Source organism: Pseudactinotalea sp. Z1732, from assembly GCF_049724975.1.
Classification (GTDB): Bacteria; Actinomycetota; Actinomycetes; order Actinomycetales; family Beutenbergiaceae; genus CALKWS01.
Window position 1 is genome coordinate 150,184 of the sequence record NZ_JBMPQC010000001.1, and the last position, 19,210, is coordinate 169,393.

The following is a 19,210-nucleotide window of genomic DNA, read 5'->3' on the forward strand; positions in this document are numbered from 1 at the left end:
TCAGAACTCGATCTCCACGACCTTCTTCAGCCACAACCCGCCGACCGTCAGCATGATCGCCCCGACCGCCAGCAACCCGTAGCCGAGCAGGCTCTCGATGAACGGCGCCAGATACGCGGGGTTGGTCAGGAGCAGAAAGCCCCCCACCCCGAACGGCAGCACCATCAGCACCAGCGCGGACAACCGGCCCTCAGCGCTCAGGGTGGCCACCTGACGACGGATCTCATTGCGCTGGCGGATGGTGTCGGCCACCCCGTCGAGGACCTCGGCAAGGTTGCCTCCCACCTCCCGGTTGATGGCGATGGCCTGGGTGATCCAGGTGAAGTCATCGCTGGCCATCCGGGCGGCGGTCAACCCCAGCGCATCGCCCAGGTCCCGGCCGACCCGGGTCTCGTTGACCACCCGGGCGAACTCCTCCGAGGTGGGGCTGTCCGCCTCCCCGGCCACCGAGGCCAGCGCCTGCGGCAGGCTGTGCCCGGCCCGCAGGTTCGAGGCCATCAGCTGCAGCGAGTCATCGAGTTGGGCGGCGAACATCTTCTGCCGCTTGGCGATCCGCCTGCTCACACCGAGTTTGGCGCCGATGGGCGCCGCACCGGCGAGGAGGACGACGACGAGGGGGTGTGCTCCCAGCACGGCTCCTGCCGCGATGCCGACCAAGGATCCGACCAGGACGAGGAAGAAGAAGTCCTGTGGGCGCATCTTGATCGCGGCCAGTTCGAGCGGGGAGGCTCCCGCGGGGGTGCCCCGGCGGCGCATCACCCGATCCACCGTCGCCGTGGCCACCGCCGCGGCGCGCTGTAACGCGCTCGGTTCGGGTCCCCGGTCGGGTCGGCGCCGCTCCACCGGGATGCGCACGGGCCGGGGGCCGAGGAGCAGGTAGCCGGCGATACCGGCGGCGGCTGCGGTAGCGATCACGGCTGCGCTCAGCGCCGGGTCGGCAGCGAGGACCGCCATCATCGGGCGAACCCACCCTCGGGCTTGGCGAAGACTCGCGGTGACAGCGAGATGCCCTGTTCGGCGAGCTTGTCGGTGAACCGCGGCCGGATCCCGGTCGGGATCGGTTTACCGAGGAAGCGGCCGTTGGCATCCACCCCCGCGGAGTAGTCGAACGTGAAGACGTCCTGGAGCGTCACGGTCTGGCCCTCCATCCCGTGCACCTCGGTGACGCCCGTGATCCGCCGGGTGCCATCGCGCAGGCGGGTCAGCTGGATGAACAGGTCCACCGCGGAGGAGACCTGTTCCCGGATCGCGCGCAGCGGCAGGTCCATCCCGGCCATCAGCACCAGGGTCTCGAGCCGGGAGATCGCATCGCGAGGGGAGTTGGCGTGCACGGTGGACAAGGACCCGTCGTGCCCGGTGTTCATCGCCTGGAGCATGTCGAGGCTCTCCCCGCCGCGGACCTCACCGACCACGATGCGGTCGGGCCGCATCCGCAGTGAGTTGCGGACCAGGTCGCGGATCGTGACCTCGCCCTTGCCCTCGATGTTGGGTGGGCGGGCCTCCAGGCGGACCAGGTGCTCCTGTTGCAGTTGCAGTTCGACGGCGTCCTCGATGGTGACGATGCGTTCGCCGTCGGGGATGAAGGAGGACAGCACGTTCAGCAGGGTGGTCTTGCCGGTGCCGGTACCCCCGGAGATGATCACGTTCAGCCGGGCCTGCACGCAGGCTTGCAGCAGTTCGGCCATCTCCGGGGTGAGCGTGCCGAACCGGATCAGGTCCTGGACCTTGAACGGATCCTTGCTGAACTTGCGGATCGTCAGCGACGAGCCGTTGAAGGCCAGCGGCGGGATGACGGCGTTGACGCGCGAACCGTCGGGAAGGCGGGCGTCGACCATCGGTGCGGACTCGTCGATCCGTCGTCCCACCCTCGAGACGATCCGTTCGATCACGCGCCGCAGGTGCTGCTCGGACGCGAACCGACCGTTCGCTCGCTGCAGCCGCCCGCTCTTCTCGGTGTAGATCATGTCCGGGCCGTTGACCATCACCTCGGTGACCTCGGGATCATCGAGAAGACGCTGCAGCGGGCCGTAGCCGAGCACGTCGTCCTGGACCTCGGTGGTCAGCCGCGCGCGTTCCGTGCCGGACAGCGGGATGGCGGATTCCTCGATGACCTCATGCAGTTCAGCGCGCACCAGGGCGTGCAGCTGGCTCTCGTCGAGGGAGGGGTCGTTCAGCCGGGCACCGATCCGCTTGAACAGGGTGTCCGCCGCCCGGTCCTTGAGGCGTCGGACCGCGTCGTCGGCGGGTCCGGTCCCGGCCGGCGCGATGGCCGCCGTCCGCTTCGGGTTCGACCGTGACGTGGCGGCACCGCTGGTCCCCCCCGGCGCCGGGGGAGCCGCGACCGTTGCCGATACGGGTGCGCTCTCCCCGGCCGGTGCCGGTGTGTCGTTCACGGCAGTGGCCGGCTCCGCCGGTGCGACGTCCGGCCCGGTCGCGGGGTGGCCCTGGGCGGCGCGCAGTCGTTCGGACAGTCTCATCGGACACCTCTGCGTGCGCCCCGGTGCTTGCCCCGCCCGTCCAGCGTGATGCCGTCGGGCAGGAGGCTGTCCACCACCGGCGTCAGCGCCTTGACCAGGGGGTCACGGATCCGGGACTGCATCAGCGGTACACCGAGGTTGAGAGAGGCCGGGGCTGCCTTCGAGGTGGGTAACGACGTGCCCACCGGCACCCCGAGGGTGGCCTCGACGTCAGCGGCGGACATCCCGTGCCCGGCGTCGGCGAAATTGACCAGGACGCGATGGCCCTGGGAGAGCATCCGCAACTGGAACAGCGTGTCGATCACCTTCCGCATCCCGCGGGCCGAGGGCACGCTCAGGGCGGTGAGCAACAGCGGGTCGGTGGTCTGCTCCAGCGCTGCGAGGGTGTAGTCGGACAGGCCCGGGGAGGTGTCCACCACCACGTGGGCGAACTCGGTGGCCAGCATCTGCAGCAACTGGCTGATCTGGGCGCTGGTGACGGCGTCGGCGGCGGCCGGGTGTTCCGGTGCCGGGAGCACGTACAGTCCGGTGTCGGCGTGCAGGGTCAGGTACGTCTTCAGTGCGATGGTGTCGCCGTTGGCGACGCTGGGCAGCGCATCGGGAAGGGCGTAGTCCGGGGTCAGGCTCAACGCGGTGGCCACGTCCCCGAACTGCAGGTCCAGGTCCACCAGCACCGTCGAGTGCGGCATCGTGCGCGCCAGCGCGACAGCGAGGTTGGTCGCGACCGTGGTCTTGCCCACCCCGCCCTTGGAGGAGACGACTGTGACGAGGCGGGCCTTGCGGCCGGCCGCGCCCTCCCCCGGCTGGGCGCTCACCGCGCTGGTCGAGAGCCGGTTCGCGGTGGTCACCGCGGCGTCCAGGGCGTGCCGGATCTCGGTGGCGTCGGCCGTGGTCGGGATGATGTCGCGCACCCCGGCACGCATCGCGCGCAGCCCGACCTCGTCTGACCGGTCACTGGCCAGCAGTACCACGGTCCCTGGGCGCTGCACGGTGAACCGGTCCGCGAGGGTGAGCGCGGCGTCCGGATCGGCCGTGGAGTCCAGCACGAGCACCTCCGGGTACCCGGCGCCATTGACGTGGGTGAGTAACGAAGCGGGATCGGTGGTGAATGGTCCGGGCATGGACAGGTAGGCGCCGCCGGTGGCCTCGGCGAAGGTGTGCTCGAAGTCGGGGCCGGCACCTGCGAGTGCGACGTAGGTCATGGCAGCAGGTCCTCTCTGTCCACCACTCGGGTGTCGCTCTCGGGTGCATCCCCCGGCTCCAGGGAGAGCCAGATGCCTCGGAACTCGGCGGCGTTGACCAGGATCTCGGCATCCGGTGCGGAGACCGCGAAGGTGACCATGAGCGAACTGGACGCTTCCTGGGTCTGCTCCTCGCCGTCGTCGCTCTCGTTGATCGTGGCCCCGCCGTGGACGCGGGTGACGAGCACCTTGTGCAACCTGAGGTGCGTCTCGTCCTCGTCGCTGATGAAGATGCCCACGGTGTCGCCGGCCACCAGGTGCCCGCCGATGACCCGGTTGGCGGGCAGTTGCACGCTGACCTGGTGGAACCCCTCGGGAACCTGGAACGCCTCCGGCTCCTCCTCCGGCGGGGCGAACCGGGCGGCCAGGAGTTGTTCCCCGGCTTGCAGTGCCGCGGTGGTGACCTGCCCGGCGACCTCATCCAGGTCCTGCACCCCGCCGGGAACGACGGCGGCGGTGGGCACCTCGGCCACGGTCAGGTACTCGGCCAGGTCCTCCGACGGGGTGCCTTCCGGCACCGGCTCACTCACGACGAACACTGACGTCGGTGACATACCGGCCATGGCCCGTTCATCGGCACCGGAGACGTAGTTGATCACGACGGCGGCGGCGCCGGCGGCGAGCACGAGGGCCACGACGGCGGCGATGGGTCGACGGGACATGATGGTGCCTTACTCGGTCAGGGCCACGACGGCGACACCGAACCGGGGGCCGTCGGGGCTGTAGTCGAAGTCGTCGCTCAGGTCGACGAAGCGGCCGAAGGTGCCGCGGATACAGTTGTCGCCCCCGGTGCACTGTGACGCGTTGTGAGACATGCCGGGGAAGCGGTACCCGGTGAGGGTGAAGGCGGCGTAGCCGATGATGCGGTACTGGGCACCGCTGCCGTTGTCCCTGGCGTCGTCGAACAGGGGCACCAGCACGGGTTCGCCGAGCCAGTCCTGGAAGGTCGCCTGTTCACAGGGCGAGTTGTTGCCCGTGTCGGTTCTGACCCAGTCGCCGGTCGCGGTGGAGATGCTGCCGCACCCGCTGGTACCGGGACGCAGCCACCCGAAGCCGCCGGGCACCACGTTCCCGGAGTTGGGGGTGCAGTCGGTGTTGGAGGCCTTGGTGAACTGGATCGTCTGCTCCTGGGTGGCCTCGGGCAGGTCGATCCCGACCAGCTCACCGTCCTCGCGGATCTCGGTGCTGCCGGTCTGCACGGTGAGTTCGCACACGTAGATCGCCAGCGGCAGGATCGTCGAGCCGCCGGTGGGATAGCCCCAGCGGGCGCTGGCCCGCGCCTGCAGCGAAGTCTGGTCGATGCCGATGATGGGGGCGAACCAGTGCTCGCGGACGGCGTCGGTGCGGACCGTCACCCTTCCGGCGGCCGGGTCCAGCTCGGCCACGTCGCCGGTGGCTTCGCCGTCGTTCTTGTTCGCCGCGGCCATGGTCTGGGCGGTGGCGCCCGAGGGTTCGCAGTCGCCGCCGGCGCAGTCCTGGGCGATCGCGAGGGCGGCAGCGTCGGCGCCGGTCTGCAGTTGCTGGCGGTCGGTGTGCATGGCCGCCACGTCGATGGTGAGGGCGGCGAAAACGAGCAGGGGGACCATCAGCAGCGCCACGACGACCGTGGTGGCCCCGCGGTCGTCGTTCCTCAGCCGTTGCATCGCATGGTCCCCTTTCCGGTGAGGGTGATGGGTCCGCCGATGTCGCCGAACAGCAGAAGGTTCATCTGGTACCGAATGGTCACCGTGGCGGTGCGGCCCGAGCTCCCGGCGCCCTCGCAGGATGGATCGATCGTGATGTGGCTGGGATCCAGGGCGACAGAGGGTGACGCCGAGGCGATCGCGGCCGCCCGGGCGTTCGCCGGGGCGTCGCCCTGATCGAGCGCCACGATGCGGACCGCGTCCCGGGCGGCGCCGGACAGCGCCGACTGCACGTGGTAGGCCTGCCCGAAGGCCATGATCCCCAGCACGAGGGCGAACAGCAGCGGGACGACGAGCGCGAACTCGATCGCGGACGCACCGCGATCACGCGACTGTGCTCGTGGCACGTCGGCCTCCCCCGAGGTTATGGCCGGCCGTCGGATCAGGCCGGCTCAGATGTGGCGGTGCTGCCGGCGGCGCGTGTCAGCGCTCACCGGCAGCCCCAGCACCTTAGAGACGTCGGGTTCACTCGACCCCGACAGTTGTCAACCGGTCGGCGATTGCGCTGAAGAGACGGTCTAGTTCCCCACCAAGAAGTAGGACAGCTCCGATGATGACGACGGCGATGAGGCCGACGAGCAGGCCGTACTCCACGGCGGTGGCGCCCCGGTCCTTACGGTCGGTGAAGCGGTCGCCCACGACGGCGACCATGGTTGCAACGTATGCAGCGAGTTGGCTCATGAAACTTTCCCTTTTCTAGCATCTTTGGCCGCTCTGGCCTTGGTCAAGCCCCCGGTACCTGCTGGAAGCGGGTGCCGATAGTCACTCTCACAGATAGTTGCTGACTACGCACGTCTACGTGTCCAGTAATTTTCGTGAGATGGCGCACATCCTTCTGTCCGCTATGCTTGCCACGTTCTCGCGCCCAATTCGGCAGTTTGTGAGCCGAGACACAATGCCTAGGACTTAGGTCCTATCCTGCGCAGCGGCGTCGTCAGGTAAGATTGCGCTCCACGCATAACGACGTGGTGCGCATACATCCGGGCAGGCGTTTGAGTGCCGGGCGATCTGGGTTACCATGACGTTCACACCGGGGGCGTTCATGGGAGGGGCACGATGGAAGAAGAGTTGAGTCTGCGCGAGATCAAGAAGCGCATGACGCGCGAGGCGATCGCTGCGGCCGCGCTGAAGTTGACGGTGGAGAAGGGGCTCGCCAACGTGACCCTCGACGAGATCGCCCGGGAGGCCTTCGTCTCGCCCCGGACGGTCTCCAACTACTTCTCCTCCAAGGAGGAGGCGGTCCTGGCCGCCGGCAACCACGGCCTGAGCGAACTGATCGAGGAGCTCGACAGCGAGGACTCCCAGACCCCTCCGCTGGCGGCGTTGTGGGACATCGTCAGCGCCTACGCCCGACAGCACCCGGAGAACCTGCAGAAGGCAGCCCAGACGGCGGATCTCGAGCGGGACAACCCCTCGCTCCGGCCCTTCCGGGTGGCCGAGCAGGCCGAGTTGGAGGACGTGCTTCGGTCAAGGATCGCCGCCCGCACCGGGACCGACCCGACCACGGACCTCTATCCGTGGCTGGTCTCATCCGCTGCCGGCGCCGCCCTCTCGGCCTCCCTGGCGATCTGGTCGCGCCGAGGGTTCCCCGACGGAGAGCTCCCACGCCTCCTCGATGAGGCGTTCGCGATCGTCACCACCGGCTACCCGGCCGTCGCGGTCGCCGAACCGCACGCAGCGGCAGATGGCGCCACGTCCGCCTCCGGCGGGCCGACCGACCACAGCACGGGCATCGAGGACTCCACACCGATCGAGAACGGCACACCGACCACGGTCGGCAGTCCTGCGCACTAGGCCGGCAGCACGACCGACCGCCGGCGTCCGCACTCCCGTCACCCTGTGCCGGCATCATCGATGTCGACGCCCGCGGCGGTGGCTGTTCGGCTCAGCCGCGCACCCGGACGCAACAGAATCCGGGTCGGGGTGCGAGTTCGGGGGTGAGGTGGGCACCGAGCCCGTCGACCACTCCGCCGATCAGGTCGAGGTTCATCCCGCAGACCAGTTCGGCGTGCTGGGTGGCGAGGCGGTCGAAGGGGCAGTTGGCCAGGCAGATCTCACGCGTGGACGCGCGCGGCTCGTAGCCGTGCCGGGCGAGGACGCGCGATGTCCGCTCGAGGTCGTCACCGCCCGTGGCGACCTCACCGGCCATCTGCCGCCCGGTCTCCCGGGCCACCTCACGCACCGCCTCCGCCACCGGCGTCCCGTCGCGCATCGACCGGTGCACCGCGGCGGCGAGGATCTCACCGGCGAGGTCATACCGCCGTGCGGGCAGCGAGACCGAGAACTCCCGGTCCGAGCGCCGGTAGAGCTTGGCCGGCCGTCCCGCACCCGGCCCGCTCCGCCCGGTCAGGCGGCGGTACTCGACGTCGAGCAAGCCCTCGTGCACCAGCCGGTCGAGGTGGAACTTCGCGATGTGCGCCGGAACCCCGACGCTGGCGGCGGCCTGCTCCCGCCCGACGGCATCGGGCTGGGCCGCCACATACAGGTACAGCGCTCGCCGCGTGGGCTCGGCGAGCGCACCCACCCGCAGGTACCACGGCCGGCGCACACCAGGCCCTCCTCCTACTCCGCGCAGGCTTCATCGCACTGCGGGACCTCGGGCTCCTGCTCGGCGCACTCGCCCTGGCCAGGTTGGCCTCCCCGACCGGCGACCGGCGACCGGACACCTGCGATAGGGGTCGCAGCGAACGAGCCGAGGTCCGTCGTCGTCCTCGGTGGTGGGCCGGCGGTGCTCGAGGCCATCGAGTAACCGGGCGAGTCCCGGCTCCCAGACTTGCGTTTCCGCAGGTCCGGGAGCCGGCGCTCCGTCGGCGGTAGCGGTGGGATTTGAACCCACGGTGGCTATGAACCACACGGCATTTCGAGTGCCGCACCTTCGGCCGCTCGGACACGCTACCTCGGCGGTTCAGCGTACCCGGATCGGCGGGTGTGCCTCAAACCCGCGTGCTCAGTATCACGGCCCGCTCGTTCCGGCTCAGGCCGGCAGTGCCGGCTGGCCCAGCGACAGCATCAACCGGTTCGCCCAGTTGAAGAACGCCGTGGCGGAGACCAGATCGACGATCTCGGCATCGATCAGCCCTGCGGCGCGCAGCGACTCCAGGTGCACGCCGCCGAAGTCGGCCGGGGTTCGGGTCAGGGCGGCGGCTGCCGCGGTGAGCACATTCCAGCGTGGCCCCAGGTCGGCGTCGGTCCCCTCGTCCAGGAGCCGCTGCACCGCGTCGACGTCCTTGCCGTAGTGGGCGGCGAACCGGGCGTGCACGGACGCGCAGAAGACGCACCCGTTCACCCGGGAGGCGACGGTGGCGGCCAGTTCCCGCTCGGCGCGGGGCAGTCCGCCGTCGGTGTTGTGGAAGATGTCCTTGTCCGTGCGGGTTCGTGCGCCCAGGGCCTCGGGGTCGCGGGCCAGCAGCATGAAGTACTCCGACCTGGCACGTGCGGCGTCGACCAGGCCGTGGTGGTGCCGCTCGGTGAGGTCGTCGGCAGTCAGCGGCGCCAACCAGGGCAGCCAGCCGAGTTGGTCCCGGGTGAACGCGGTCGGTCCGGTGCCGCCGGGATGGGTGCGAACACGATCGCCGCCGCTGTGCCCGGCTGTGTCCGCAGCGTCCACCTTCGCCCCCTTCGTCGCACCGGAAGCGCCCTGCGGGGCCGTGACGCCGTCCAACCCGCCACCGTGGTCGGGCGCACCGGACCCGCCGGCGCCACCGAGGTAGGACAAGCCATGAACCAACCGAACCTGGTAGGCCAGGAACGAGATCAGTTGGGACAGGGTGACGATCCCGTCGGTGGACCATCCGGCATCGAGCAGCCGCTGCAGATCAGCCGGACCGGCCTCACGCGGACGGAAGGTGAGCAGGTGGGCGTGTTCCAGTCCCGCCCGGACCCGGGCGGAGGTGTCCGCGGCCGGATCGGCCTCGATCCGGTACACCGGCCCCGTGGTGGACTCCTGCGCCAGGCCCGGCTCGGCGTAGGCGCCGTAGGGCCCGCGGGCGCGGGCGGCTTCCGCGCGGGTGATCACCGCCCCGGCCAGGCCGGGCTCGAGGTGCTGCAACGATCCGGTGTAGTGAGCCGCGAGCGCCCGCACCGCCCCGGGCGCACCGGTCCGCAGGTGCAACGTGACCGTGAAGGCCGCCACCGCGAACCGCTCGATAACACTGACGGCCGTGACATCGACCGGCTCGAAGAGCACCTGGTAACTGCGCTGCGTGTGCTCGCGAGCCTGCGCCCGGGCGGCCCGCAGGCGGTCCAGCTCATCGCCGGGTGTGATCCCGAGTACGCGATCCACCAGGTCCGCTGCCCCGCTGCCGGCCGGTGGTCCCGCGGGCTCGGCCTGCTCCGCTGCGTGCGTCCGGGTCATGGTGTCGTCCTAACCGTCTCGTCATGGTGCGGCGCGACCGGTCTATGCCCGGGGATCGCCGCGATCAACTCTTGGGTGTAGGCCTGGCGCGGACTGGTGAACACCTCGCGCACCGGCCCGGACTCCACCACCTTTCCGTGCTGGAGCACGCTGACTGTGTGGGCCAGCCGGCGCACCACCGCCAGGTCGTGGGAAATGAACACATACGTCACGCCGAGTTCGCGTTGGAGGTCGGCCAGCAGCCGGAGGATCTGGGCCTGCACCGTCACGTCCAGCGCCGAGACCGGCTCGTCCAGCACCACCACCTCGGGGTCGAGCACCAGGGCTCGGGCGATCGCCACCCGCTGGCGCTGCCCTCCGGAGAGCTCCCCGGGACGGCGGGCCAGCATGGACCCGGCCAGCGCCACCTGGTCCAGTTGCGCGCGCACCCGTGCCCGGCGCTGCTGGGGATCGCCGATCCCGAAGTTGCGCAGGGGCTCGGTCAGGATCGTCTCGACGTCCTGGCGTGGGTCCAGGGAGGAGAACGGGTTCTGGTACACCATCTGGGTGGTGGCGCGCATCTGCCGCCACGCCTTCCCGCGCAGCCCGTCGACCCGCTGCCCGGCCACGCTGATGGAGCCGGACGTGGGCTGTGCGAAGCCCGACAGCAGTCGCGCCGTGGTGGTCTTGCCGGACCCGGACTCCCCCACCAGCGCATGGGTGCTGCCTTTGGTGACGGTGAAGGAGATCTGGTCGACCGCGCGAAAGGGTGGGCGGCGCCGGCCGAGCGTGAACTCCTTGACCAGGTCCTGCACCTGCACCACCTCCTGCCCACCGGGTGGCTCGGGGGCGTCCTCGACGGCGAAGGCCGGGGCATCACGCAGCAGTTGCCGGGTGTAGGGGTGCTCGGGGTGGCTCAGCACCGAGGCGGTGGGCCCGGACTCCTGGACCGCACCCTCGGAGAGCACGACGACGTCGTCGGCCCGGTCCGCCGCGACCGCCAGGTCATGGGTCACCAGCAGGATCGCCGTGCCGGACTCCGCGCGCAGGTCATCGAGCAGGTCCAGCACCCGGTGTTGCACCGTCACGTCCAGGGCGCTGGTGGCCTCATCGGCCACGATCAGTTCCGGGTCCAGCGCGATCGCGCTGGCGATCAGCACGCGTTGCTTCATCCCTCCGGAGAGTTCGTGCGGGTACTGGCGGGCCCGCAGATCCGGCTCGGGGATACCCACCCGGTCCAGCAGTTCCACCACCCGGGCCCGGATCGCCCTGCGGTCGCCCCACTTGTGAATGCGCAGCACCTCGGCCAGGTTGTCGCCCACCCGGCGGACCGGGTTCAGGGAGTTGTTCGGGTCCTGGGGCACGTACCCGATCCGGGTGCCCAGCGCCGCCCGCAGCTGCTTGGGTGACCAGCCGGTGATGTCGGCCCCGGCGAAGTCCACCCGCCCGCCGGTGCGTTCACCGGCCGGGGGCAGCAGGCCCAGCAGGGTCTGGATCGTGGTGGTCTTGCCGGAGCCGGATTCGCCCACCAGCGCCACTGCGGTGCCCGGGGCGACGTCGAAGGCGACCTCCCGCACGGCCGGTACCTGCCCGGCGCTGCCGTGGTAGACCACGGACAGGTCACGCACGCTCAGCAGCGGGCTACTCACTGGTGCCGTCCGATCAGGGCCGAGATGCGGTTGGCCGACAGCACCACCGCCACCACCACCAGACCCGGCAGCGTGGTCAGCCACCAGGCGGTGGCCAGGTAGTCACGGCCCTCAGCCACCATCAGGCCCCACTCCGGGGTGGGGGGCGGGGCACCGTAGCCGAGGAAGCCCAGAGTGGAGATGGCCAGGATCGCGGTGCCGAACTGCAGCGCGGCCAGGGCCAGCACCGCGGTGGTGGAGTTGGGGAGCACGTGCCGCAACAGCACCGAGAAGAACGTGGCGCCCGAGCCGAAGGCCGCCTCGACGTAGTCGCTGCGGCGCACCCGCACCACCTCGGAGCGGGCCAGCCGGGCGAACGCGGCGATGGAGGCCACCCCGACCGCAAGGGCGGCCTGCAGGGTGCCGAAGCCGAGCAGGATGATCACGCTCAGGGACAGCAGCAGGGAGGGGATGGCCAGCAGCACATCCACCACGCGCATGATCACGTCGTCGAGCACCCGTGGGGCCGACCCGGCCACGATGCCCAGCGTCGACCCGACGATCAGCCCCACGGTCACCGCCAGCAGCGCTCCGGACAGGGAGTGGATCGCCCCGTGCACCACGCGGCTGAACACGTCCCGTCCGGTGGCGTCGGTGCCGAAGAGGTGCCCGGCGCTGGGCGGGGACAACGCCACCGCCGCGTTTCCGGCGATCGGGTCCGCCGGGGCGAACAGACCGGGGAACGCCGCCCAGGCCACCACCAGCACGATCACCGCCCCGGGCAGGATGTACGCGCGCTTGCTGCCTCGTCGGCGTCGGTCCCTGCCGGGCCGTTTCGGCCCGCGCGGGCCGGTGGTGGTGAGTGGCTCGGGCTGCGCGCCCCGGGGTTCGGCCGGCGCGGGTGAGTCGAGGACCTGCAGATTGCTCATCGTGCCGCGGCCACCTTTCCTCGCAGACGTGGATCGACGCGTGGGTAGAGCAGGTCCACGCCCAGGTTGATCACCACGAACACCGCCGCGGCCAGCAGCACCACGCCCTGCAGCACCGGGATGTCCTGGTTACGCACCGCCTGTTCGGTGACCCGGCCCAGACCGGCCCGGGCGAAGACCGTCTCGGTGACCACCGCGCCGGCGATCAACTCACCGAAGAGCACCCCGGCCATGGTCATCGTGGGCAGCACCGCGTTGCGCAGCACGGCGTGCCACTGGGTCCACAGTTCGGTGGCGCCCTTGGCGCGGGTGACGGTCACGAACGGTTGCAGGCTGACGGCGTCCATGGAGCGGATCAGGATCTGGGCCAGCGGCGCCGAGATCGGCACCGCCAGGGTCAGCACCGGCAGCACCAGGCCCGCCACCGGGCCCGGGTTGATGATCGGCACCCAGCCGAGCCGGAAGGAGAAGATCTGGATGAGCAGGATGCCCAGCCAGAACACCGGCACCGACACGAACAGGCTCGGCGCGGCCCGCAGCAGGGAGCGCAGCCAGGCGAACCTGCTCAGGCCGGCGGCGAAGGCGATGGAGAAGGCCAGGCTCGCGGCGACCACGAATCCCCACCCGGCCAGCATCAGGGTGCGGGGCACCACGTCGGCCAGGATGGCGCTGACGGCGGTGCCCGACTCGATGGAGTAGCCCAGGTCCCCCCGGAAAACCCCGGACAGGGAGTGCCAGAACTGCAGGTGCAACGGGGTGTCGGCGCCGTAGGCGGTGCGCAGGTCGGCGATCTGGGCCGGGGACAACCCGAGTTCGGGGTTCTCGAACCGGATCATCAACGCGTCCCCAGGCATAGCCTGCAGCAGCAGGAACGCGGCGGTGAAGGCCACCAGCAGCACGGTGGCTGCCTGGCCGAGACGGACGGCGAAGTACGGCACCTGGGTCCCTCTACTCATCCAGCCAGGTCTGGTACCAGCTGGGCCGTGCCACCGACTCCCAACCGAAGTCACGCACGTGGGTGCCGGCGCCGTAGACCTGGGGCTCCTCGAACAGCGGGATCACGTAGGCGTTCTCGGCCAGGTAGGTCTGGACCGCCTCGGTGTTGGCGATGCGCTGGTCCGGGTCCGCCTCCGAGGCGACGGCCTCGAGCAGGTCCTCGAGTTCGGCGTCCGCCACCGGCTCGTCACCGACCCGGTTCAGCAGCGTGTTCCGGTTCTCGCTGTGGTACTGGGACTTGATCACGTCCAGGTCCGCCCGGCCCACCATGGAGTGGAACAGGTGCACCTGGTCGGGGTCCAGGATCGCCTCGGCGTAGGTGCCGGCGTCGGCCCGCAGGATCTGCAGATCAACCCCGATCTGCTGCCACTGCTGGCTGATCAGGGTCAGCGCCTCGAAGGAGCGCGGCTGCGGGGCGGCCTCGTTGACCACCAGACGCAGCGGCTCACCATCCTTGACGCGGATGCCGTCCGGGCCCTCGCTCCAGCCGGCCTCCTCGAGGAGTTCGACGGCCCGCTGGGGGTCGTAGGCCAGGTGCTCGGAGGTGTCCAGGTATCCCGAGGCCCCGGAACTGAGGGTGGAGGTGGCCAGGGGGTAGTGGTCGGTGTAGATCGTCTCGACCACCTCGGCCCGGTTCGTGCCGGCGATGAGGGCCTGGCGCACCCGGATATCGGACAGGGTCTCCTGGGTGAAGCGGATGGAGAGGGAGTTGTTCACCCCGTTGGTCTGCGGGGCGTGGAGCTCCACGCCGGCGGCCTCCACCTGTGCCTCGTCCTGGGCCTGGACGTAGCGCACCACATCGGCCTGCCCGGACAGCAGCGACCCCACCCGCACGCTGTCCTCGGGGGTGACCTCGATCTGCACCGCGTCCAGCAGTGCCCGGCCCTGATGGGGCAGCGAGGGTGGCGCCCAGTCGTAGTCCTCCCGGGCACTCAGTGTCAGCGAGGTGCCCAGCGACTCATCGGTGATGACGAACGGCCCGGTGCCGATCACGTCGGCGGAGTTGCCGGGGGCGAAGTCCTCGAAGGCCCCTTCGAGTGTCTCGGCCGAGACCAGCCCGGAGTTGATCGTGGAGGTGGCCTGGAGGAAACCCGGTGCCGGGGCGTCGAAGTGGAACCGCACGGTGGTCTCGTCGATCACCTCGCTGCGCTCGTAGTTGTTCACCGCCTCCGAGACGATCAGCGCCCGTTCGGGGTCACCGTGGCCGTACAGGTCGAAGTTGGCCGCCACCACCTCGGCGGTCAGCGGGGTGCCGTCGGAGAAGGTGACGTCGTCACGGATGGTGAAGGTGTACTCGGTGGCGTCGTCGTTGATCTCCCAGTCGGTGGCGATCCACGGCTCGAACTCCAGCGTCTCGGGGTTCTGGTAGACCAGCCGGTCGGTGATGTTGTTGACGATGCCACCGTTGGGATAGAAGCCGGCCGACGGCGGGTACAGGGTGTCATGCGGCTGGTGCTCCAGGTACACCAGGGTGCCGCCGTCGCGTTCCCCGTCCTCGCCCGCACCACTCGCCGTGGTCCCGCATGCGGACAGCACCAGGGCGGACGTGAGGACCAGGGCTGCGCCGGCGGCGCGGGAACGGATCAGTGACATCATCTACCTCTCTGCGCGGACCGGGTGGTCCGCCGTGGTGACGAGCGTGCGCCAGCGAGGGCAGGGGTATCCACAGCACCCCGCCTGGTATCAGCATGTGGACACCGCGCCGGAGGCGGTCGGCGTTCGACGCCGGCCCCCCGGCGTGCGCAGGCGCCCGGTGACCCGGACGCTCAGGCCCGGTCGATGGTGTCGCGCTCCAGGGTGGCCTCGGCCAACTCGGCGATGGTGCGCTGCCATCCACCCAGCACCACATGCTGGTGGGCGGCGAAATGCTGAGCGACCTCCGGGGCCACGTCGGTGTCCATGTCCGTCAGGATCCGGGCCAACTCCCCGCGCCGGTCCTCCACCTCATCGTTCCAGGCCTGCAGAGCGTCGTTGTAGCCGGGCAGCGCCTCCGATCCGGTGCCGAGGGATCCGCGCAGCAGGTCCATCGCGGTCTCGGCGCCCTCCAGTTGCGCGCCCGTCAGGGCCCGGTCGGCCTCGCACGCGGCTTCGTAGTCATCGAAGCAGTGATCGGTGGCCAGGGCCGTGCGGACCTGATGCATCCGGGTGTAGAAGTCCACCGTGGCATCGGCGTACTCCTCCCGGTCCGCGCGCACCACCGGCAGGCATCCGTCCGGGTCGGAGCACTCCACGGTCCAGCCGGCCTCGCGCTGGGTCTGCCCCTGGGGCACCAGGACCGCCTCCATGCGCCGGTGGTAATCGGACTGCTCCGCGGTCATGGCGGTCACCGCCTCCGACCACGCCATGCAGTAGAGGAGCAGCTGTTCGGACAGGTCCCGCCCTGTGGTCAGATACTCCTGCTCCGCCTCGGCCAGTCGCGCGGAACTGCGCGCCGCCGATATCGCGCTGCGGTAGGAGGGGCTCGATCCGGGCACCTGCGCCAGGGTGGGCCGGGTGGATCCGTCCAGTCCGGAGAAGGCAGCGAATGCCTCCTCCTGGTCGGTGCAGGCCCGGGCCAGATCCGCGGCCGGCTCGGCCAGTTCGGCCGCGTCGAGGTTGAGGCGGAAGAACGCATCGGCCACCTCCACCCCGTAGGTGGCCTGCACCGCCTCGGCGCTCCAGTGTTGCTCGTGTCCCTCGACCGCGGCGAAGAAGTCCCGGGCGGCCTGATCGGCCTCCTCGGTCTGCTCGCGCTCCAGCTCCTCGGCGTCGCGCCGCTCCCGCTCCGCGGCGAGGTAACTCAAGGTCGCCGCGATCCCGCCCAGGACCAGGGCGATGATGGCCACCGCCGCCACGATCGGGACCCACCGGGGCCGTCGACGCCGTGGCTCGTCCGGTGCCAGGTGCGGGTCAACGCCGTGCCCGCGTCCGTCGTCGGGCGGGGGCGAGGGTGGAAACGGATCCGGCGGCACAGACATGATGGGGCCAGCCTAAAAGATCCGGCGCCCACCCGGGATCCGTCACGGCCGGCCGATGGCGGCGCACCAGGACGGCGGTGGTCCCGCGTCAACGCAGCATGAAGAACAAGAACGCAAGCGCCAGCACCAGCATCGGGACGAACCACGCGATCACCGAGCGGATCAGCACCCGGCGGCGCACGGCTTCGCGGGCCGCGGCGTCCTCGTCCTGAACCATCAATCCACCCTCTGCACTCGCTGCCGCACACCGGCGCGATCCGATGCGACCGGGTCCGGTGGTGCTGGATCCCACCTTATCCTGGCTCGCGCGGCGCGAGCGGGCCGAGGCCGAACTCGTGCCGGAGCCGAGTTCGCGCCGGAACCGTACCCTGAGGCCTGGACCGTACCGAATCTGACGGATGTCACGACCGGACCGGGCCCGGACGCACATGAGCCGATGGCAGCCCACATGGCCCGCCGGGCCCGCGATAGGACAAAGTGGAGTCATGAACAACGCCAGCGACACCCCGACCGAGGAGAACCCGGAACACGGGCAACCGTGGGCACGCCCGGACGGCGCCCCGCGCTCTGTTGCACCACCCGGCCCGACGGGGGGAGCGCAGGTCGAACCGCAGGGAGCGGGGCGCAGCCCTGCCCCCGGTGCCGATCCGTACGCACCACCGACGACGACGCCTCCCGGCCCGCAGCGGACCGGCACCGATCCGTACGCCGCGCCCGTGGCTGAGCCCTACGGTGCCGCACCGGGGCACGCCCCGACGCCGACCCAGCAACAAACGCCCCCCGGCCACCCCGGCTACCAACCCGCACCCGGCCACCCGGGGTACCAACAGGCGCCCGGTTACCCCGGCTACCAACCCGCACCCGGCCACCCGGGGTACCAACAGGCGCCCGGTTACCCCGGCTACCAACCCGCACCCGGCCACCCGGGGTACCAACAGGCGCCGCAGCCACCGCGCGCCTACCACCACGCGCTGCGCCGGGACCAGGGCGGCAACGTCTGGCGCGGCATCCTCGCGCTCGTCATGTTCGGCGTCGGGTTCGTGCTGCTGCAGATCCCCGCCACCGTGGTGATCCTGCTCCAGAGCGACGTCAACCTGCTCGGTGAGGACCTGATGTCAGGGCTGCGGATCACGCCGCTGGGCATGCTCGTGACCAACCTGTCCCTGGCCGCGCTGTGGCCGTTGTCGCTGGGGATCCAGCGCCTGTTGTACGGGGTGCGCCCCGGGTCCCTGCACTCGGTGGCCGGGAAGATCCGGTGGCGGCTGTTCCTCATGCTGGCCGCCGTCCTGCTGCCGGCCTACCTGCTCTACACGGCGCTGAACCCGTTGGTCTTCCCCACCGAGACCGGGGTCTTCACCGCCACCCACGCTGCCTTCATCGTCATTGCCATCCTCACCACACCGCTGCAGTCCGCCGGTGAGGAGGTGGGTTTCCGCGGCCTGGTGCAACGCGCCGTCGGGGGCTGGTTCGTCTCACCGCGGGTGGCGCTGGTGATCGGCACGTTGATCTCGGCGGTGCTGTTCGCGATCGCCCACGGCGCCGGGGACATGTGGCTGAACGTCTACTACGTCGTCTTCGCGGTGGCGCTGACCGTCATGACCTGGCGAACCCAGGGGTTGGAGGCGGCCATCATCGTGCACGCCGCCAACAACACCTTCATCATGATCCTCAACTCCGCGCTCGGGATGGACTTCGACGGGATGTTCGATCGCGAGGCGGGCGTGGGCGGTCCGTTCATGCTCGTCGGGATGGCCATGTGCGTCCTGGCCACCGCGCTGGTGTGGTGGCGCACCCGCACCCCCAAGGCACGCGAGGCGATGCGGTTGCCCGAGCCCGTCACGCCCAATCCCTGGGAGGGTAGGAACCCGGGTTCATAGCCTGGCCCGATGGTGCCACGGCCCGGTCCACCGCGCTGCGCCGCACGCCTCGACCTGCCGGGATGGCCCCGCCGAGTGGTCCGGGGCGCCCGGGACCGGCTACAGGCCCTGCCACTCCGGTTTGGCCTGGAACGCCCGGCGGTAGTAGTCACCCAGTTGCAGCCGGGCGGCGGCGCCCTCATCCAGGAGCACACTCACGTGTGGATGGTGCTGCAGGATGCTGGCCGGCCACATCGCACTGACCGGCCCCTCGACCATCTGGTGCACAGCCTCGGCCTTGCCGCCACCCTGGGCGAGCAACACGATGTGCCGGGCCGCGCTGATGGTCGCCAGGCCCTGGGTGAGACAGTGGTGCGGAACCCGGTCCACGTCGTCGTCGAAGAACCGGGCGTTGTCGACGCGGGTCTGCCCGGTCAGGGTCTTGATCCTGGTACGCGAGGCCAGGGAGGATCCCGGTTCGTTGAACCCGATGTGGCCGTCGGTGCCGATGCCCAGCAGTTGCAGGTCCACCCCGCCTGCGTCGACGATCGCCTGCTCGTAGCGCGCGCAGGCCGACGGGATGTCCCGGGCCAGGCCATCCGGCCCATGGACCCGTGCCGGGTCCAGATCGATCCTGTCCACCAGTTCGGCCAGGATCACGTTGCGGTAGCGCTGCGGGTGATCCTGCGCCAGGCCCACGTACTCATCGAGCAGGAACGCACTGACCCCGGCGAAACTGACCTCCCCGGCGCGGTGTCGCTTCGCCAGCTCGTCGTAGACCCCCAACGGGGAGGATCCGGTGGCCAACCCGAGCACGGCGTCGGGTTTGGCGTCGATGAGGGCCACGATGGCATCGGCCGCCAGACGGGCCGTCTCCTGGGCCGGCTTGATCACAACTTCCATGCCGGAATTCTGGCAGGTCCCACGCGGCCCCACCTAACTCGTCGCCGCCGGGCTCCCCCGAGAGCAGCGGCATCGCGGTCGCGGCACCTTGCAGCGGGCCGCGCCTGCGCGAGCGCTCCGCTTCCCAGGGCGCTATCCTCGGCCGACGCGATCGAAGACGCTCCAGAACGTCCTTGCGCTCTCCGTATCGCCTGAGGTTCCCCGACAC

Annotated in this window: 18 protein-coding genes and 1 tRNA gene; 2 read left to right on the forward strand and 17 right to left on the reverse strand. The window is 70.3% G+C overall.

Features of this window, described 5'->3' with window-relative positions:
• The 7 genes from ACPL7H_RS00700 to ACPL7H_RS00730 all read right to left on the reverse strand — a co-directional run bounded on the left by ACPL7H_RS00700 (position 1) and on the right by ACPL7H_RS00730 (position 6,081).
• Positions 1 to 957, reverse strand: coding sequence for a type II secretion system F family protein (locus tag ACPL7H_RS00700; protein WP_424795270.1), 957 nt, complete (start codon positions 955 to 957; stop codon positions 1 to 3).
• Complete coding sequence (locus tag ACPL7H_RS00705) at positions 954 to 2,477, reverse strand: ATPase, T2SS/T4P/T4SS family (RefSeq protein WP_424795271.1); 1,524 nt, start codon at positions 2,475 to 2,477, stop codon at positions 954 to 956. The genes ACPL7H_RS00700 and ACPL7H_RS00705 overlap by 4 nt, the downstream gene beginning before the upstream one ends.
• A complete protein-coding gene (locus ACPL7H_RS00710) occupies positions 2,474 to 3,679 on the reverse strand; it encodes an AAA family ATPase (protein ID WP_424795272.1) in 1,206 nt (401 codons plus the stop codon). The genes ACPL7H_RS00705 and ACPL7H_RS00710 overlap by 4 nt, the downstream gene beginning before the upstream one ends.
• On the reverse strand, positions 3,676 to 4,380 hold the full coding sequence (gene cpaB, locus ACPL7H_RS00715; RefSeq protein WP_424795273.1) for a Flp pilus assembly protein CpaB: 705 nt from the start codon (positions 4,378 to 4,380) through the stop codon (positions 3,676 to 3,678). Before cpaB ends, ACPL7H_RS00710 begins: the two co-directional genes overlap by 4 nt.
• Positions 4,381 to 4,389: 9 nt before the next feature.
• Complete coding sequence (locus tag ACPL7H_RS00720; RefSeq protein ID WP_424795274.1) at positions 4,390 to 5,361, reverse strand: TadE/TadG family type IV pilus assembly protein; 972 nt, start codon at positions 5,359 to 5,361, stop codon at positions 4,390 to 4,392.
• Positions 5,349 to 5,747 (reverse strand): TadE family protein, encoded by a 399-nt coding sequence (locus ACPL7H_RS00725; RefSeq protein ID WP_424795275.1) that lies wholly within the window; start codon positions 5,745 to 5,747, stop codon positions 5,349 to 5,351. Before ACPL7H_RS00725 ends, ACPL7H_RS00720 begins: the two co-directional genes overlap by 13 nt.
• Positions 5,748 to 5,865: 118 nt before the next feature.
• Positions 5,866 to 6,081 (reverse strand): Flp family type IVb pilin, encoded by a 216-nt coding sequence (locus ACPL7H_RS00730; protein WP_424795276.1) that lies wholly within the window; start codon positions 6,079 to 6,081, stop codon positions 5,866 to 5,868.
• Between the two features lie 375 nt (positions 6,082 to 6,456).
• On the opposite strand from ACPL7H_RS00730, the gene ACPL7H_RS00735 reads away from it, so the two are divergent.
• Positions 6,457 to 7,194: a TetR/AcrR family transcriptional regulator gene (locus ACPL7H_RS00735; RefSeq protein ID WP_424795277.1), complete on the forward strand. Its 738-nt coding sequence runs from the start codon at positions 6,457 to 6,459 to the stop codon at positions 7,192 to 7,194.
• 91 nt (positions 7,195 to 7,285) lie between these two features.
• Here ACPL7H_RS00735 and ACPL7H_RS00740 read toward each other — a convergent pair whose 3' ends face one another.
• From ACPL7H_RS00740 to ACPL7H_RS00780, 9 genes are all read right to left on the reverse strand, one after another.
• On the reverse strand, positions 7,286 to 7,948 hold the full coding sequence (locus ACPL7H_RS00740; protein ID WP_424795278.1) for a helix-turn-helix transcriptional regulator: 663 nt from the start codon (positions 7,946 to 7,948) through the stop codon (positions 7,286 to 7,288).
• A gap of 263 nt (positions 7,949 to 8,211) precedes the next feature.
• Positions 8,212 to 8,297 (reverse strand) — tRNA-Ser (locus ACPL7H_RS00745).
• Between the two features lie 77 nt (positions 8,298 to 8,374).
• Positions 8,375 to 9,754, reverse strand: a complete 1,380-nt coding sequence (locus ACPL7H_RS00750) for an alkylhydroperoxidase domain protein (protein ID WP_424795279.1) — start codon at positions 9,752 to 9,754, stop codon at positions 8,375 to 8,377.
• The gene (locus tag ACPL7H_RS00755; RefSeq protein ID WP_424795280.1) at positions 9,751 to 11,382 is read right to left on the reverse strand and encodes a dipeptide ABC transporter ATP-binding protein; all 1,632 of its coding nucleotides are present in this window, start codon (positions 11,380 to 11,382) and stop codon (positions 9,751 to 9,753) included. Before ACPL7H_RS00755 ends, ACPL7H_RS00750 begins: the two co-directional genes overlap by 4 nt.
• A complete protein-coding gene (locus ACPL7H_RS00760; RefSeq protein WP_424795281.1) occupies positions 11,379 to 12,290 on the reverse strand; it encodes an ABC transporter permease in 912 nt (303 codons plus the stop codon). The genes ACPL7H_RS00755 and ACPL7H_RS00760 overlap by 4 nt, the downstream gene beginning before the upstream one ends.
• Positions 12,287 to 13,246, reverse strand: a complete 960-nt coding sequence (locus ACPL7H_RS00765) for an ABC transporter permease (RefSeq protein WP_424795282.1) — start codon at positions 13,244 to 13,246, stop codon at positions 12,287 to 12,289. Before ACPL7H_RS00765 ends, ACPL7H_RS00760 begins: the two co-directional genes overlap by 4 nt.
• Positions 13,239 to 14,879: a TIGR04028 family ABC transporter substrate-binding protein gene (locus ACPL7H_RS00770; RefSeq protein WP_424795283.1), complete on the reverse strand. Its 1,641-nt coding sequence runs from the start codon at positions 14,877 to 14,879 to the stop codon at positions 13,239 to 13,241. Before ACPL7H_RS00770 ends, ACPL7H_RS00765 begins: the two co-directional genes overlap by 8 nt.
• A gap of 173 nt (positions 14,880 to 15,052) precedes the next feature.
• Positions 15,053 to 16,243, reverse strand: coding sequence for a hypothetical protein (locus tag ACPL7H_RS00775; RefSeq protein ID WP_424795284.1), 1,191 nt, complete (start codon positions 16,241 to 16,243; stop codon positions 15,053 to 15,055).
• A gap of 88 nt (positions 16,244 to 16,331) precedes the next feature.
• Positions 16,332 to 16,460, reverse strand: a complete 129-nt coding sequence (locus ACPL7H_RS00780) for a hypothetical protein (RefSeq protein WP_424786833.1) — start codon at positions 16,458 to 16,460, stop codon at positions 16,332 to 16,334.
• A 499-nt stretch (positions 16,461 to 16,959) separates the two neighbouring features.
• Here ACPL7H_RS00780 and ACPL7H_RS00785 point away from each other — a divergent pair, with 499 nt between their 5' ends.
• Positions 16,960 to 18,120: a type II CAAX prenyl endopeptidase Rce1 family protein gene (locus tag ACPL7H_RS00785; RefSeq protein WP_424795285.1), complete on the forward strand. Its 1,161-nt coding sequence runs from the start codon at positions 16,960 to 16,962 to the stop codon at positions 18,118 to 18,120.
• A gap of 99 nt (positions 18,121 to 18,219) precedes the next feature.
• Here the strand turns inward: ACPL7H_RS00785 and nagB are convergent, their stop codons facing one another.
• Positions 18,220 to 19,002 (reverse strand): glucosamine-6-phosphate deaminase, encoded by a 783-nt coding sequence (nagB, locus tag ACPL7H_RS00790; protein ID WP_424795286.1) that lies wholly within the window; start codon positions 19,000 to 19,002, stop codon positions 18,220 to 18,222.
• Positions 19,003 to 19,210: the final 208 nt, after the last annotated feature.